At 35.6% G+C, this 17,091-nt stretch carries 11 protein-coding genes; 1 reads left to right on the top strand and 10 read right to left on the bottom strand.

The window, feature by feature from the left end; translation table 11 throughout:
• Positions 1-18: 18 nt before the first annotated feature.
• The 10 genes from FEFB_RS02865 to FEFB_RS02905 form a co-directional block, all read right to left on the bottom strand.
• On the bottom strand, positions 19-681 hold the full coding sequence (locus FEFB_RS02865; protein WP_047974745.1) for a hypothetical protein: 663 nt from the start codon (positions 679-681) through the stop codon (positions 19-21).
• Positions 682-683: 2 nt separating this feature from the next.
• Positions 684-1,013: a hypothetical protein gene (locus tag FEFB_RS02870; protein ID WP_047974746.1), complete on the bottom strand. Its 330-nt coding sequence runs from the start codon at positions 1,011-1,013 to the stop codon at positions 684-686.
• A gap of 138 nt (positions 1,014-1,151) precedes the next feature.
• Positions 1,152-1,805, bottom strand: coding sequence for a hypothetical protein (locus FEFB_RS02875; RefSeq protein ID WP_047974747.1), 654 nt, complete (start codon positions 1,803-1,805; stop codon positions 1,152-1,154).
• A 120-nt stretch (positions 1,806-1,925) separates the two neighbouring features.
• A complete protein-coding gene (locus tag FEFB_RS02880) occupies positions 1,926-3,977 on the bottom strand; it encodes a hypothetical protein (protein WP_047974748.1) in 2,052 nt (683 codons plus the stop codon).
• A gap of 16 nt (positions 3,978-3,993) precedes the next feature.
• Complete coding sequence (locus tag FEFB_RS02885; protein WP_047974749.1) at positions 3,994-6,732, bottom strand: type IV secretory system conjugative DNA transfer family protein; 2,739 nt, start codon at positions 6,730-6,732, stop codon at positions 3,994-3,996.
• Positions 6,729-6,896, bottom strand: a complete 168-nt coding sequence (locus FEFB_RS08690) for a hypothetical protein (protein WP_161795086.1) — start codon at positions 6,894-6,896, stop codon at positions 6,729-6,731. The genes FEFB_RS02885 and FEFB_RS08690 overlap by 4 nt, the downstream gene beginning before the upstream one ends.
• Before the next feature lie 110 nt (positions 6,897-7,006).
• A complete protein-coding gene (locus FEFB_RS02890; protein ID WP_047974750.1) occupies positions 7,007-7,882 on the bottom strand; it encodes a Fic family protein in 876 nt (291 codons plus the stop codon).
• A 220-nt stretch (positions 7,883-8,102) separates the two neighbouring features.
• Positions 8,103-10,724, bottom strand: a complete 2,622-nt coding sequence (locus FEFB_RS02895) for a DEAD/DEAH box helicase family protein (RefSeq protein ID WP_047974751.1) — start codon at positions 10,722-10,724, stop codon at positions 8,103-8,105.
• Positions 10,724-12,628 carry a site-specific DNA-methyltransferase gene (locus FEFB_RS02900; RefSeq protein ID WP_047974752.1) on the bottom strand — a complete coding sequence of 635 codons (1,905 nt, stop codon included), beginning with the start codon at positions 12,626-12,628 and terminating at the stop codon, positions 10,724-10,726. Before FEFB_RS02900 ends, FEFB_RS02895 begins: the two co-directional genes overlap by 1 nt.
• A gap of 905 nt (positions 12,629-13,533) precedes the next feature.
• Positions 13,534-15,585 (bottom strand): reverse transcriptase domain-containing protein, encoded by a 2,052-nt coding sequence (locus tag FEFB_RS02905; protein ID WP_047974753.1) that lies wholly within the window; start codon positions 15,583-15,585, stop codon positions 13,534-13,536.
• Positions 15,586-15,829: 244 nt separating this feature from the next.
• On the opposite strand from FEFB_RS02905, the gene FEFB_RS02910 reads away from it, so the two are divergent.
• Entirely contained in the window at positions 15,830-16,999 is a 1,170-nt protein-coding gene (locus tag FEFB_RS02910; RefSeq protein ID WP_047974754.1) for an RNA-directed DNA polymerase, read from the top strand.
• Positions 17,000-17,091 lie beyond the last annotated feature (92 nt).

A 17,091-nucleotide genomic window follows, 5' to 3' on the forward strand; every position in this document is an offset into this window, starting at 1 on the left:
TCGTAAAGTTTTCTCATTTTAATCAATATAGGAAGCTGGATTATTTAAAGCGTATAACCGTTCCTCTTTCTCCTTTCGTGTCATTTCTCGGAACCGAAACGGAGCATTATCCCCCGAAGATAAATTCCGTAGCAATATCATTTTGTTCTCCAATTGCCCTTTATTTTTCGCGAAAACCGCCATTAAAAATTCACGCGACCAAAAATTATTTTCAACAAAAATTAATCGATTAATTTCACCATTAACCATTTTTAAACGCTGATTTAATTGGTGTTTCCGACGAGGATTCGTTTCATTTTTAATTTCTTCTTCAAGTAACTCTTTATTGGTTTGCCAAGCCCGTTGTTGCTTGTGCGTATTTACTTTAAAGCTGTACCCAAAAAAACTAATATTCGTTCCGGCGTTTTGAGCTCGAAAGAATTCTCCTGCTTCATTAACCAGAACACGACTTTGTTCCCCTGTTAAATCAGCAATTGACATGCCTCGCACTAAAACTAGTTCTGCATATGTACCGTCTTTCAAAGCAATATAATTATGAACGTCATGCGTTAAGCCCTTATACCCTAAGAAAACAACCATATTATCCATTTTGTTTTGTAATTTTGGATCATAAAAATCAAATTTCTCTGGTTCATATACTGCATTATTAATTTTTTGTACATGTTCATTTACTAGTGGCATAATTACTTCTCCAAATCTTCAAGTTTAAATGCACGATAATGCTTTTTTCTTTTATGACGATTGGCATCAAATTGCCAAATCATAAATAGCTCATAGTTTCGTCTTTCTGGATTATCTGCTGGCCGTAAAAGTAAATAAAAAGTAAAAACAGCTAAAATCAAGATTGCTAACACAGCCAATGGCATTTGATCAGCTGGGAAGAATCTGAAAAGAAAGAAACCTATAATGAGCGATCCTCCAGCAACTGAAACGTCTTTAAAAGTGATTTTGCTTTTTCCAAAGGTAATCTGCTTTCGGACTTTTGAAGCGACACTCCAATTATTATTTGCCATATCCAACACCTCACTTTGTTTTCTATTATGACTATGGTTGTTTTTTTGCCCTGTACTGATGTACCTTAATTACAAATTTTTGGTCACAAAAAAAGGAACAGGTCTTCTCCTGTTCCCCTTTTTAATATATAAATTTAATCAACTATTATTGTCTTGTTTAAAAATGAATGTGTTTCGATCTTTATAGCCATTAACGTAGTAATCGGCAGTTAAATCAAATAAAAAGCTATCTTTGTCATGACCATTCCCGCTATCTTGGCTTAAATCACCAATTCCAAAGCCACTGTCGACATTGTCAGTATCAGATGATTCCCCGGTCCACCCTTTATTCACACCAATCATAACATCTTTAGGGGCCTTCATTGTAGAAATATAACCAGAATATGTGTCACTAGTCACGTTACTTAAATCCGGGTAAAGTGTTTTATCTCGAATCGTACTCTTCAAACCAAAAGTAGTTGGTCGAACATTGCCGGCCGTCACTACAGTTGGTGAAGAATTTGGATTCTCCTTTTCTAGTTCTAAAATTACTTTTTTAGTATTTTCACTGATGGTTTTTCGACTAGGGTCATTTGTAAACAAAACAAGAACATTATTAGTTTTAGCTGCTTTTTTAACATCTTCGATGGTCCCAATTTTAAATTGGTTCTTTTTCCATGAATTGATATTTGATGAAGAATAGTCAGTTTTTTGCATGTTCTTCGAATTGTGGTATTGCATATATGAAGCGCCGCCAATCACAATAATGACAGCGACGAGCACAATCCATAATATACTTTTCGTTTTCAACATAACTCATTTCCGCCTTCTACTTAGTTAATCAAAATATAGCATGACTGCGGTTTAAAAGCAAAAAAGTCAAGCCTTTTTAAGGGCTTGACCTCTACTAATTCGAATATAAAAATGAGCCATTTATTTTTGATGAGCTGACTGATGTGGATCTTTTGAATCTTGTGCCAATTGTTGCATTGCACGTTGTCGTTTTTGTTTTAATTGAGCTTGGCGTTGCGCCGCTTTTTGACGAATTCGTTGAACTCGTTCTTCACTTTGCCGCTGCCGTTGTTGGCGCTCCATTTGCTCTAGACGTTGCTGAGTTGAAGGAGTGGAACTGGCACTTACCTTATTCTGATTGCCACTAGCAACATCTTCAGATCTCTCATTGGTCTCATTGGTATCACTGAAACTAGATAACTTATCTGCAGCTTCTTGGCCTTGGTTATTAGTATTTGATTTTGCGGAACTACCTTTTTCATCGGTGGCTTTTTTACCTGCTGGAGAACCTTCTGTTGGATTATTCTTGTTCGATTGATTTTCCTCAGAAGGAGAATTAGTTTCAGAGGAATCACTAAGTTTTCTAGAAGAGTCCTGTCCAAGCTTATCATTCTTTTTTTGATTTGAATTTTCGCTACCATCAAACTGCTTCTTATCTTCAGAGCTCATTGGCTGACTACCGTCAGCGCGATTTTCTTCTGGTGTATCGGCATTAGATAATTGCTCAGCCTTTTCCTGATCTTGGTTCCCATGATCAACGACTGGCTTATTGGGATTATCCTTTGGCTTATCATTTTGCCGAGCACGTTCTTGGCGAATCTTGCGCTGCTCATTCAATTTAGTGGCACCTGCTCCTGCTAATGCTCCCAATGCAACTCCCGGTGCTGCCATACGGCCCATAAACGATCCTTGACCTTTAGCGCCACCAGCCATACCAAATTGCTTTTCGATAGCAGAGGATCCATCATAACATGCCCAAGCCAGAACACCCATTGTTAGTAAATAGATAATTCCTTTGATAAACCCACCAGCATTTGCAAACTGGTTCGCGACACTTTGTGGTAGTGGGCCAATTAAACTTGCAAAGATTTGAAGCATAAACAAATCCAGGAAGATACCCAAATAGCCATTGACAATATCTTGTGCTGTCCCTTTAATGCCTTCAACTGAATTAGCGCCATCACGACCAGCCGCTACTGGAGCCACAATTATCTTTCCAAACATTCCAATTGAAGCACGCATAATCTTAATGGTCATCAAAAAGCCAACTACAATAATGATAATAAAAGCACCTGTTGCTGGAATATTTTGGACACGATAGCGCTTATAACTTACACCAAGACCTTTTAAGAAACCACCATCAAGGTCAATTTTTGTTAATCCATATTGAACACCACCGGTTGTAGAAGGGACTGTTTGTAATTGATAGTTAAAAACGCTACCAATATGATCATCTTTGTTATTATTTAATTTTTTTGTTCCGTAATCGTCCAGCGGACCAACGTCACTTTTTCCAATAGAATCTGTGAAATCAGGCACTTCATTATTTTGACCTAACTTATTATAGATTGGCGCACCATCTGAAAAAGGAGCTTGGCTAAAATTATTAATTGCCCACTGTTCCAAATCCAATGTATTGGTTTGCAGGGGTGTATCGGCGAAATTTAACGAACCATTCGAATTTCCAACAATCGAATTCATCAAACTTCCTGCCATGTAAAAAATGAATGGTAACAATAAAATCATGGCTAAATTTCCAAATATGTTTTTGGTTTTAGATTTTAAAACATCTGTTTTAGCACTCGTCATATAGCCGATCATGGACATAATGAAGTAGATACCCATTAATCCAGCCCCTAACGCAACTGAGGCAAGATATAGTACATGTAGTTGAGAGCCGGTGTCCTCCATGAGCATTTTTGGTAACGTATACAACGGAAATAACGCTGCCTGAATCAAATAGTCTACTCCCGTAGCTAATGCGTGCAGTAAACCGTACCAAATGTTTTGGATCCAGCCAAGTAAATTATTGATGACGTTTGTATTTGGCTGTAGCCAATCTTTACGATCCAGATAGAACTTAATTAAAGGATTGTCGCCATTTGTTGTCGTATGATCCCCAGTAGCCCACTGAATAATGTTTTGATCAAAATCAGAAAAGCCCTTCCCGGGAAATGGTGATAGTTGTGTCATATTCTTTTTCCTTTCATCAATTTATTAAACTGGCTTGATATTTTTCCCAAAATTCAGCATAGGCTGGATGCGTTTCTAAATACAGTTCATCGAAGAGCTTTAGATAATCAATTCGATAATCATCTAGGTTGATATACCGCTGTGGACTATCTACTTTAATTTTGGCCAACTCTGGCGAAGGATTTAAGTACCCTTGCAACAAATTATAGGAAGCTGGCATAGCAGTCCAGCCATAATCATAAATCGGATTAGTAGCGACTAAACGGCCTTTTTTATCCTCGTTTTTGGCTGCCCGGAAGAAAAGCATTTGGCCCGGCTTGAATTTCATAAGTTGTTCAGGATTTAAGAGAGGTTGTTCCTTCATTTGACGATTTCGATTATCGCCTTCTGCATTATTTTGGCCTTGATTTGAGTAAACAATCGTTCGATTACCCAGCATCTTACTGATACCATCTGCTGTATCTTGCGAAGAAGTCTTAATATAAGCAAAGTTAGACGAGTTAGCACGAATAGTCGCTGCCGTTTGCTGACCATATACATCTGTCAATTGTTCCAAGTTTTGCAAGACCAGCGTAAATTCAATGTTATAGCCTAGTGCCGAGGACAGTTTGGTTTCCAATCGAGGCCATTTAGGGAAGTTTCCAAATTCATCCATCAAGAAGTGCATTCGATTAATAACTTTATTCTTATTTCGTTGAGCCCAATCATAATTTTCTTGGTAGAGCTGTTCAATAAAGAACATCGCAATCGTGTTATATTGCTGATTTAAAGGCGGTAAAATCACGAAAAGAGCCGTTCGTTTTTCTGAGTAATCAAAGTTAATTTCAAGATTGCCATAAACAGGATTTGATTCAATATTTGTATCAATTGAACGCACTGCATATCCATCAATAACATCTAGTCCTGAATATTCATCCTTAACCCTTTTCGCCTTAGAGCCAAAACCAGCTGTCTCATATTTTTTATAGGCCTTAACCGTAATATATTTATCGACCAGGGACATATTAGGTGGCAAAGATTCAAGATCTTGCCTATTTTCAGCATTAGTGAAAGTGACATTAAAGGTGGTCTCGTCGTCCAGTTTTGGTTCAATGGCATATTGAACCAGACCCATCTCGTCGGCAATCACCAAGTCCTCATATTCCTTGTCGCCAACTTTAAAATTGATTTGAACCTTACGATTGCCAAAATAATGTGGTAATTGAAGTTCCATGACACGAGGGAATCCAATTGATGAATAGCGAAAATCGTTAATTGTCGTCAACTTGCGCACATTAATATCAGATGTGAAAATTTCAATATCGGAAAACATCGAGGCATAAATGTTACCCTTTGTTTCGGAGCCACCCATACCTGATTGATTAAAGGCAGCAATGGCCATATCTAAGAGCGGATCGGACTGGTGATTTTCAATATTTTGCTTTTGCAAAATACGGAAACAGTCCACAAGCATATCCAATTTATTCTTGTTTTTAGGACGGTCTTGAAAAGTAATGGCCTCAACAGGTTTTAAGAAACGTTCACCCGTGGCTGAACTAACAGACTCTTCCATTGTCCCCAATACCTGTAACATCTCCGCCACATTCGCGATTGTCACACGATCCCAGTCATTTTCTCTACGCATCAGCCATAGCGTTGCCAAAGCTAAACCTGAAAAAGTTGCGGCTGCTCCATTTGTAAAGAACTTACTTTTGGCATCTGAACCTTCATCAGGGAAAATAGTGTTAGCCAACTGACTAACCTTCAATCGTGCTCTAGGATAGTTGCCTTTTTTAGCATAATAGATAGCCTGAGTGAGCAAGTTAATCGGCATAGAATAATTAAGATTATCAAAATTAGCAATTTTAACGTCATAATTATGTCGCCGTAACAAGTCTGCTGTCATCGTTGACAGCTCACCTTTTAAATCGCCAATAATTAATGATTGTTCACCTGACCCTCTTGCAATTAAATCAATCGTTGGTTCAACGATTGATTTTCCTTTTCCCGCACGTGTATCAGCTACTAATAATGTATTAGTAGTCTTTGGATCAATAAAATATTGTCCAGGAATATTCTTTTTGGCAGGATTCGATTCTCCTTGAGCTGAAGAAGTATACTTGAGTAATTTCTTAGGAATTAAATGTGGCTTCACTGTCGCCAAAAACAAACGCAACCCTTCATGGGACAGATTGAATTGATGTCCAACAGGCACTGAGCCAAAACCTTCATACTCTAAACCACGGTCTGGGACTGTTAAATACTGTTGCCTCATTTCATACGGTTCTGTCCATTCAGCACCACCAAACTCATCTTGTTGATCGTTTTTAATATTTCGCCACTGCCGCCTGAGATGATATAAGCCTAAAATGAAAATGCCGGTAAAGAACATCGTCCAAGCTAAAGAGTTGATTGGTGTTGTGTGTGGGAAAGGTGACAACACCTGAGCCCAATTAAACGGATTAATATAGTCAAATAATTTCGATCCTACTCGATTAAACTGATCAGCATAACTACCTCGGTTAATCCCAACTAATTCATCATAAAATGCAAAAGCAATCATCATGAAAAAATTAGTCATAATCACGCAAACCCACGCGGTAGCAATCATGTTTTTTGTCACCCATGCCGGTGTACCTTTTTGAAAAACACGGCGACCGAAATAAGGATCTCGCTTGCTTCTCAATTTAGTTAATTTTGAATATCCAGTAATAAATAATAATGACCCCAACACTTCCAGAATAAACAGAAAGAATTGATGAAAAAGAGAAATCATTTGGCTACCCCCTCTACCCAAAGTGGTTCTGGTAATTGGGGCCGATTGTTACTTTGCCAAGGATAATCTTGGTTAATTTGTCGGATAATTGCTGCCTCACTATCTTTTGTGTAATAAATTTGACCAGTGTTGTGACCACGTGCGTGGTAATAAACATTTTCCATCTTTTACCTCACATTTTTTGTTTCTACAATTACTTTGGTCGTTTTGTCATTATTTACTGATGTACCCTCCTACTGAGTAATAAAAAAACCTCCCATTGGGAGGCCAAAACTCATTGATTTAAATTGTTTTCTTGCTGATTAGCAAGCTCAGACAGATATTCTTGCTCTTGATTATTCGTTAATTCTGGTGAGGTTAATCTTTTCACTGTTTCTTTTCCAAGAACGCCCTTACTACCTAAACCTTTAAAAGCATTTAAATGACGTTTATAATCACGGGCATATTCTTCATTTTGATGGCTAGGATCATAAAAAGTCTTGCCATCATAATCTGAAACAGCAATTTCTTTTAAAGTGGCTACTAAAAGTCGATCATCATTTGAATAATAAAAATTACCCATCATATGCAAAATATTATCCATAGCTGGTTCTGGAATGTAGAAAACGCCAGCTCCTTCCTGCAGTAGCGGAACATTTGCAGTTAGTAATGCCGTTCGTTTGTTTGTATCATTAAAAATTTGGCTTCGAGAAAGATAAGTAAAAATTTTGGCTGCTCGATTTTCTGGAGCCAAATCACGATTATTTACAATGGTGTTAAACTGTTTTTCTACAATTTCTGGGACAACTTTATCAGGGATAAATAAGCCTTTATTAGTGTTCACGCCACCCATGCCAGTTCTAAGCATACCTGGATTAAGGGCGTCGCCGTTACCAACTATTTTGTGCAAAGCTAGTAAGCTTTGGAAGTCAAAATTTTGATAATTCTGAGCAACAAATTGAGCCCCTTCGTGCATACGGTGCAGCGTAACAATTTCCAAGGGTCTGACACCAGTAATATAGTCATTGTTAGCAATTGCTTCAGTTTGCAAGAGCGTTACTGGCATGCCTTCAAATTGGGCCCCATCATGTAGGATAGTTGGCGTTGATTTATGAAAAAGAAGTAATTCTGTTTCTAAATCAAAATGAAATTGTTTTGTTTGGTATGCCATTTAGTCCTCCGCACCTCTTATAAAGAGTATAGCAAAAAAATTATAAATCACTGACTACTGCCTGAACTTTAGGTAATTGGTGCTACTAAATATCTTTAATTATATTTGTTCTTTTGGTAATAGATGTTATAACTATGTCCTTAAAAAGGAACAATTGTTGGACACAACTACTCTTCCTATCGAATCCGTTAAACGGTGGCTAGCTATAATTAAAAATACTTTATGAGTCAGTTCGTATAAAATTATAAATCGTTTTTCTTACTTCTCTCTCATCACCGCTCACATAAAAACGGACACCATACAATTTGGTGTTATTATTTTCGCCAATAATCTCAATATTTTCTGGGGAGATACTCGTTAACAAATCTTCTTTCCACTGATCTTGAGCTAATAATTGATTACCCTTAGGCTCAAGATAAAGCTGATAGATATAGGATTCATTGGCAAGATACAAAACAAAGTCGGGTAAGAAGCCAGCATATTGTGAGACTTTACCGGAAAAGGCATGCAGTTTCAGATTGGAATTCCGTTCATCACTACGAATCAGGTAGACATCTTGATAACGTTTTTGCAACTCGGCAATGTAACCACGAACTAATTCAATCAGGCTTTTTTCTAGGCCATCCACAATCGCTTCATCATAGACAAACCAGGATTCTTTTTTCAAATCATAAGCGGATATAAGTTCACTTATTCCAGCACCTTTATGGTTGATAGGAACACGTTTTTGATAATCCTGTATGACTTCTTTAATGGGAATACCCAAGAACCGATTCGTTCCCCTTTGACGCTTATAATTCATCACCAACATGCGTTGAATATAAGCGAGATATTTTTCCACGACCAGTAACTGCATAGCTCGGGGCAGCTCTTTCACAGCGCCTGCGGAAACAGTTGCTTGGATTTCTAGAATGTTACCTAACCATTCTGGCGCCTTTCGAAACTCCTCCAAAGAACTAAGGGTAGGCATGTACTTTTTCATATTTTGAAAACGGAAAAATGGATTTCGGGCCATCGCCTTTTTAACGAGTTGATCATCCATTTTAACGAGACGTGTCTCCGTCTTTTGAGAAGAATTTTCTGTACGAAAGGCGCTCTCTTCTAGGGTGGCGGTTTCAATATTGACAGTTGGTAATTCGGCTATTGAAACACCATATTTTTCGAGACCATTATAGTCATTTTCAGGGATATCCTCGACTTCGTTATAGTAGAGCTTTCCTTGTTGATAGACATGGGAACGTTTAAAAGAATCTTTGACGTGGGTTGTTAATAGTTCAAAATCTTGGTCATCTTCTACCTGTAATTGCATGGCCTCAAATGATTTGGTTAGATTCTCAATATACTTTTTATCGTTGATGGTGTGATAATGCAGTGATTCCAAAATCTGTCGTTCAGGTGTCGCGTGGTCAAACCTTCTGGTAAATGATGTTGCCCCTTCAAAGACAAAAGGATTATATCGCGCCCCACGTCCAATTAATTGTGCCTCACTGTTCGTTTGATTCTGGGTAATTGTTTGCTCCCCAATGCGAACAATATCATAAAGGTTTAAAACATCCCAACCTTCCGACAGCTTAGCGACCGCGAAGATAGCACGAAACGGGTTGTTCGGCTCTTCTAAAGTGTTTAGATTATGAAAGTTATTAGTGTCTTCTAAGAGGCTTTTTTGGCTGGTATCGTTGACGTTAATTGTGTTTAAAGCCTGAAAATCGCGTTGTAATTCGCGCACCAGAACGCCTAAGTCAACCGTCTGATAATAGCGATAAGCTTGTCTTAAAGTAGAGGACTGAGTAGTCTGATTTTGATCGTTAATGAAATTAGAAAGGGAGTCGACTGTTAGTTGCTCAATAATCGTTAAAAATTGATTGCGTGCTTCTTTGGAGACGTCAATTTTATTGGATTTAAACAAAATGACCGGTTTGAAGTCTGGCACTCCGGCTTGATAAGCCATTCTTTTCCGATACTGCGAGAGTAAAATCGCATTTAGCATCTTAGCTTGGTCATCATCATTGGCTTGTAGACGAGCAATCTTTTTCGAATAACCAGCTTCCTGAAACTGTTTTAAATCATACTGAAAAATGATCTTATCCCGGTATTTTTCATAGATGGTTTCATTATTTAAATCAATGGTGGCCGTAAACTCTAATTGCCGATTTGCTGGGTTCGATTGACGTACGCGATCTAGTGTATATTCCCAGGCCCGATTTTCCTGATCTTTTTTACTCTTTGTACCGGCGGAAAAATGGTGGGCTTCATCAGCTAAAATAATGAGTTTTTGTTTGGCTAAGTCCTCATAAGTTAATCCATTTTCACGCGGGGTGTTGAGTTCATTTGCTAGCGTTTGAATGGTTGTCATTCGTAGATAAATGACACCGGGTTCTGGATTCTTGGGGAACTGCTGGACTTCTTTTACTTGCAAGTTAAGGCCATCAATACTTAGAGGTTGCGAAAACAGATATTTGGGCGACTGCGTATTCACCATGTTTTCGCGAGTCTTGGTAATCACGGCATTCGTGTTGACCACAAAGAGAAAATTCTGGTAGCCAAATTCTTGGTAGAAATAAAGGATATCAGCGGCCATAACGTCTGTTTTACCGGACCCTGTCGCCATATGAAACAGAAGCTGATTAAAACGACTAGTCACGTTATCGTCTTTTTGTGTGTAGTTGAGATGATAAAGAGACTCTTTTTGATAGTCACGTAACTGATGCTTGAGGTTGTTTTTGATGTAGTCGGGGTAGGTAAAATTATGGCGAGGCTCATCATTCTTTAAAAAGTCATGGCTATAGTTTTGAATTTCTTGAATAATGGGTAGAACTAATTGACGAGTGATTTTCTTGGCCATTAGTCGTCCTCCGCATAAAAACTTTTGTTAAAGGCAATATCATTAGCGGACATTAATTCTTGGACATTAGCGTCATCAATATTGCTGTAAGAGTAATAAAGTTGATTTTTGTCTAATACCTTGATGAGGAGCTTTTTCTTGTCATCGAGTGACATTTCTTGATATTCAGCATCTTGTAGAACTTTGTCCAGGTCGACCCGGAAATCAAGGTCTGCCCCACCTTCCAGCATGCGGTTGACGACGTTATTAAGGGCTGAGGCATTTTGGGCATTTTGAATATCGCGTAGGTAGCCTTGATTCTTTTCCATCAATTCTGCATAGACAAAGGAATCACCTCCCTGCCAATTAACATCTTTGGATATTCCACCTTGTTCACCGGCAATGACTTTTTTGAGGCGTTCGACAGAGACTGTTTTAATGTAGTCCATCTGTTCAATTCCAATAAAGCGACGGTTCATTTTCATGGCGACTGCTTGAGTTGTCGCAGATCCCATGAAGAAGTCGAGCACTAAATCATTTTTGTTAGAACCTATGGTTAAAATACGTTGTAATAGACGTTCAGGTTTTGGTGTTCCGAATGCACTGACACCATCAAATAAACTTTTAACCTCTTTTTTGGCTTCTTGATTATGACCAACTTCGTTATAAGTCCATAGTGTTTGTGCAACAACTCCATCACTAACTTCTGATAAAAATCTTTTTGTACTTGGTACACTATTCCCGTCTTTTCCAAACCAAATTCTATTATCTGAAAGAAATTCCTCAAAACGTTCTTTGGAGAGCAGCCAGCTTCGACCAGAAGGTGGCAATACTTTTCGACCCGAAGGAGTCGTAATTTCGTAAATATTTTTTTGTATTGCTGGTCCAACAGAAAAATCAGATGTCTTCCAGGGACCTCTTGAATCGTTATCAGGGTTTCGATATCTATTTGTAGCTGCTTCGTCTCTTGGAAGCCTATTCAACTCTTTATTTGAATCGTTGTTTTTTGCATAAACTTCAATATAATCATGTGATCGGGAAAAAGTCTTTTTCAAATTCACCGGAGCGTATGCTCTTTGCCACACGACTTCATCAATAAAGTTTTGTCGACCAAAAATGCTATCTGATAAAACTTTAATATAATGGCTTTCATTGTCATCAATTGAGATCCAAATGGTACCATCTTCGGCAAGTAAATCCCAGGCAATTTCAAAACGATTTTTTATAAAAGTTAGCCATGCTGAATGATTAAAATGGTCATTATAACCAAAATCTTTTCCTGTATTATAGGGAGGATCTAAGTAAATTAACTTTACTTTACCAGCATAGCGTTTTTTCAAACTATACAACGCAACTAAATTATTTCCTTTGATAATTAGATTATCGCCATCAAAAGTATCAACAGATTCGCCATCTAAATGCTCTTTGTCATATTTAGTAGCATTTTTAAAGATTTTAGGTTCTAATAATTCATCAATCTCAGACTTAGCTATGGTTTCATTTAGAAACACTTCGTCTGTATCTTTTTGATCTTCTTTGGCCATACCTGCCTTTAACACAGTATCTTTAAAAGGAAAATCTAAGACTACGTCAGCGGTTTCATCAATAAATTTATTTCCGGCGTTTAGTCCAATTTTATTTTCGAACCTAGTGTAGCTGTCTTGCCAGTATTCCTTATAGGTGAACATTTCAATAAACTGATTAAGCTTAAACACTTCAATATTTTTTTCATCAACTAAAACGTTCTCTGTATAGGTATCGTGAATCAGTTGATTAGACAGCAATGCTTTCATCAACATTGGGGTATATGCGTCCAAATCTTCAATGACTTTGTTTCGCTTTAAATTACCATTACTAGTAAAATATGTTGAACCGAAATCTTTTAAAATTGATTTGGTTGTTGCCATAATTTTGGAATCTATCATTGACCTAATTACTCCATTTTTAAGGTGTATTATTTATTGTTGTTTGTTTACTAAAATAGTATAGCATGTTCATTATCTGAGGAATGCTCCCAAAAAAGGTGGTAAAAAGGATTACTAAATCATCTTTTACCACAATGTTAGGTTGTCAACGATTGATTGATACGGTGATTCCTTTTTCAATCTTGATTAACTGCACTGCTTCTAAAACGGCATCTACTTCTTCACTTGAATAAGTATAAATTGCTCGTGAAGTTGTCGCTCTTCCCAACTTATGCCATTCAAAAAATAAATTAACCGAATTATCGAACTGAGGTAGTACTACCTTAGTTCGTATAGCGTGTTTGCTTCTTTTCTCCCAAGCGGTTCGATAGCGCGTACGACTTCCTGGTTAATCTTTTCAATGGTCATATCTTAACCTCAAAGTGACGAATTGATTCAAATGGATAATAATTTTTATCAATCCATAAGCCCTCTTCATTAAACAAACGAATCAAGGCATGTATTGGTTCGAGCACTTTCATGCCAAAAGTAGTGCTGTTGAGTTGCAGAATGATGGAACGATAATTGACAAAAGCTTCCTGACAAACTCGCTGCATTTCATGCACTGGTGTTTCATTAAGCCATTCATGAAGAGCAGTTTGATCTTCTTTATTTTGGTTGAATTTTAGGGTATGGTCGGACAGAAAAAAGCCGTTCAAGATGAGGAATAAATATTATAGAGGCTGTCATGATATTGTATGCCGTACACGATATACCAGATGAATATAGGCTCATCAGTTATCAGTTGGTTTATTTATCAACAAGCTCATCATAAAATGCAAAAGCAATCATCATGAAAAAATTATCCAAAACCTTGCAACCTGCTCAAACCATACAGTGAAGTAATTGAACATCGAATTGGACTATTAAACACTGGCTAACCCATCAAAGTGTGAGGCGGAACTAATTATTTTTTTGCGGAGAACTTGTTCCAAAAAGTAGTCAAATGATTTCCCCCACTGATAATAAGAATGGCGAGAAAGAATCGATGGCTTACGTTTCCCTTGAAGTGATGTTATTTCATTACTAAAATTCTGTTGCAATAATGGACGGAAGATGTCATTTTTTCCTGGAAAATAATAAAAGTCATTTAACAAATAAAAAAAATTACCATTTTCTTGGGCAGCAATACCCTCTTGCTTATATTGAAACAATTTATTAACTAATACTGAACAAATTGATTTATGAACAGCAGTGTATTCTTTTAAAATATTATGATTTTTGGAATCATAAACATAATTTGTAATTGATGTTAAAACAAAATAGTCATTTAAAATGTCATCCTGTTTTAAAAATTTCTGTAAAATATGTGACGGGATGTACAAATCATACTTTTTAAAAAAATCCAAAAGAGTAATAACTTCGTATCCTTCACTGACATCAAACCAATCTGTACTGAGAACTGAACAAATATGCTGAAAAATGAACTTAAGAATACCCTTCAATTCCTCATTTGGCTTTAAATTTTCCTCAAACAATAGCACATTGTTTGATAATTCTTTTTTAATTATTTGATCAGCTTTTTTCAAAATACTTGATACAACGATAATGTAATATCGGGCAGATTTGAAGCAAAAATTTGTTTTTAAAAGAGAAGTTACACCAGTCAAAATGGTTAATGCTTGTTTAGGGTTAATTTTAGAAAATTGTATTAAACGACTTAAACTCGAAAGACTATAATTAACTAAAATATCTTTTCTATCACTCTCACTATCAATTAAATTATTGATGTTATCGAACAATAGCTCCCAAAGATATGTCGAGCCTAAATATTCTTTAATACTCATCTCAAAATTACTGGGACTTTCCTTTTCCTTTTCCTTTTCCTTTTCTTTAGACTCAAGAAACTCAAGAACTCTAGAATTTTTAAAATCAAGAATTATTTTTTTAATTTCTGTAACTCGAGAGTACAAAATACTTGTTGTATCTGAGAAGTCTTTGATCTTAGAATCATTAATAGATAAATTGAACGTTCTCAAACAAGACTCAAACTCATTTTCAATAACATTATTTAGCTGTGAGTCATTAGAAAAAATAAAGATGTCATCAACATATCGTATTATGCTGTAATCAATGTTGTTAACTTTATTATGTTTTTCTAATAAATTTTTTTCAACAATTGTATCAACTTTTGATAGTAGTAATTCGACAATAACTCTTGAAAATTCAGGTCCTACAACAATTCCATTTGTTTCTTTAAAATTAATGGATTGCATCAATCTATCTATTGCGCCTTCAAAAGATTTATCAAGCATAGATTTTTTAGCCATTTTTGCAACAGATTTTGATCCCAACAATGCCCAAGTTAATGAGTGCGTATATACGCTTGGGAAAAAATTTTGTATATCAATTTTTTTTGAAACCTTGTATTTTAATTGAATTTCTTTGAATTTTGAATTAGAAGCCAAAGAAGAAAATTTAGGTGCCCATGCATAAGAAAAATAATGTCTAAATTTAACGATACTTTCTTCTGAACTCACACCACATTCCAAATCAAAAGAAGATAGTAACTCAGACAATTCATTTTGCCTTTTTTGTGTTTTTTTGATAGTGTTTTCATTTCGTTTTAGAGGCATTCTAAAACTAAAACTAGAATTCATATTGTCTAATATATCATCTTCATACTTAAGAATAAAAAAAAGGGCACGGAGTTGAGCGCCTGGATGTAACAAACTCATTTTTCTGATTTTATGGTCAGAAACCTTTGTTGTATAATATAACGGTTTACTTGTGTTATATCCATATTGACACATTGTATCAAGAAAATCAGTTCCACCCTTACTATTAGTGTTTTCCCGTATATGTGCTTTTACTTCTTTTTCGCTTAGTAAATTGTTTGTATATAGTGATCGATTGGAGAATAAAGCTGGAATTTCTTCAGGTAAAACATCAGTACGTAAAAAATAATTATTAGCCATGGTATTATTATCCACCTTATGTATAATGATAGTATACTAAAGCTCAAGAATTAAAGGTATACTTTTTCTTAAATCGAAAACATTTATTACGATAAAAAGTTAATGAAGTATATCTACACAATCAGAAAACGTCTCTTAACATTTTCAGCAAGAAATTCTTTCACAAGAATTTCCGGTAAATAATCAATTTTTTAAGTTAATTATTTTTTCAGAGTTTTAGTGTACATAATATAGGATCCAAAAAATGAATTCAAATAATTACGAAATTGCAAAATTGAATCATAAAAGGCACATATACAGGCTAAATACCCAATCACTAGATGAAAAATATAGAGATTTAGCTAAATCTTTAAAACGCACGTTCACACAGACACCCAACAGAAATAGGTCTTTAAATCAAGTTGTACGTGCTCTTACACCGAATTTATATAATAGAAACAAACACGGTCATTACTTCGTAACTGATTTAAATCAAACAATCATTAGAGGAGATATACATAGCTTTTTTCCTTCAATAAACAAACATTTACTGTATAAAAAAATTGTGCATTCTACTAAATTGGTATTAAACAAAAATCAAAGAAAATTACTTTCTGACATGCTACTTGATCCTAATTTTGTTGGAATACCGCAAGGATTATCTATCTCCTCAGTATTTGCAGAAATATATTTAGAAGAATTTGATAAATTGATGAAATTAACATTTTCAGAATGTATTTACATAAGGTATGTGGACGACTTTTTACTAATCTGTCCAACGCAATTAGCGAATAAATATGACTTTTCACATATTATTAGCAAGTTATTGTGCAAGTATCAATTGACATTGTCTGATAATAAATTTTCTGTGGTTCCATTCGAGCACTCCAACCAATTCACTTTCTTAGGATATCACTTTCGTCGTGAAGGCGATTCTATGATAATCGAAATTGATGATTCAAAAATAACTAAACTTCAGAAAAGAATTAATTCATACTTTTATGACTATCTTAAATTTGATTCACCTTTTGAAAAACTTTATTTAAGATTAAAAAATATTTTTTTTGGTGTAATAACTTTAAGTCCAACCACTCTGAAAAGACAAAATCAAGGCATACCATATGCTTATTCACACATTACTTCATTTGAAAATATTCAATTTTTAATCAATAATATCGAATACCAATTAAAAAAATGCAAAAAATTGAACGCCAGCAAAATAAAAAGTATCAGAAAACTTTATTTTCCATATTCCCATTTTGATTCTCAAAAAAGTGATGCTGTAGAGATTCTCCTGAAACAAAGGTATAACTATTTAAACCTCAGCATCAAGCAAATCGTTAACTTGTTAAGAACATTAGATTCTAATTTTGTATATAAAAATCAATCAAAAAGTAGTTTGATTCATCTTCTTTTTTATCTACTTTACCATTAAAATTAAACAGCCTATTACTCATAAAATGTTATTTAATCCATTTCCGATTTATAGATTTTTATTAAGTCTATATTAATTTGATATATCTTGCC

It is taken from the genome of Fructobacillus sp. EFB-N1, assembly GCF_001038455.1.
GTDB lineage: Bacteria > Bacillota > Bacilli > Lactobacillales > Lactobacillaceae > Fructobacillus > Fructobacillus cardui.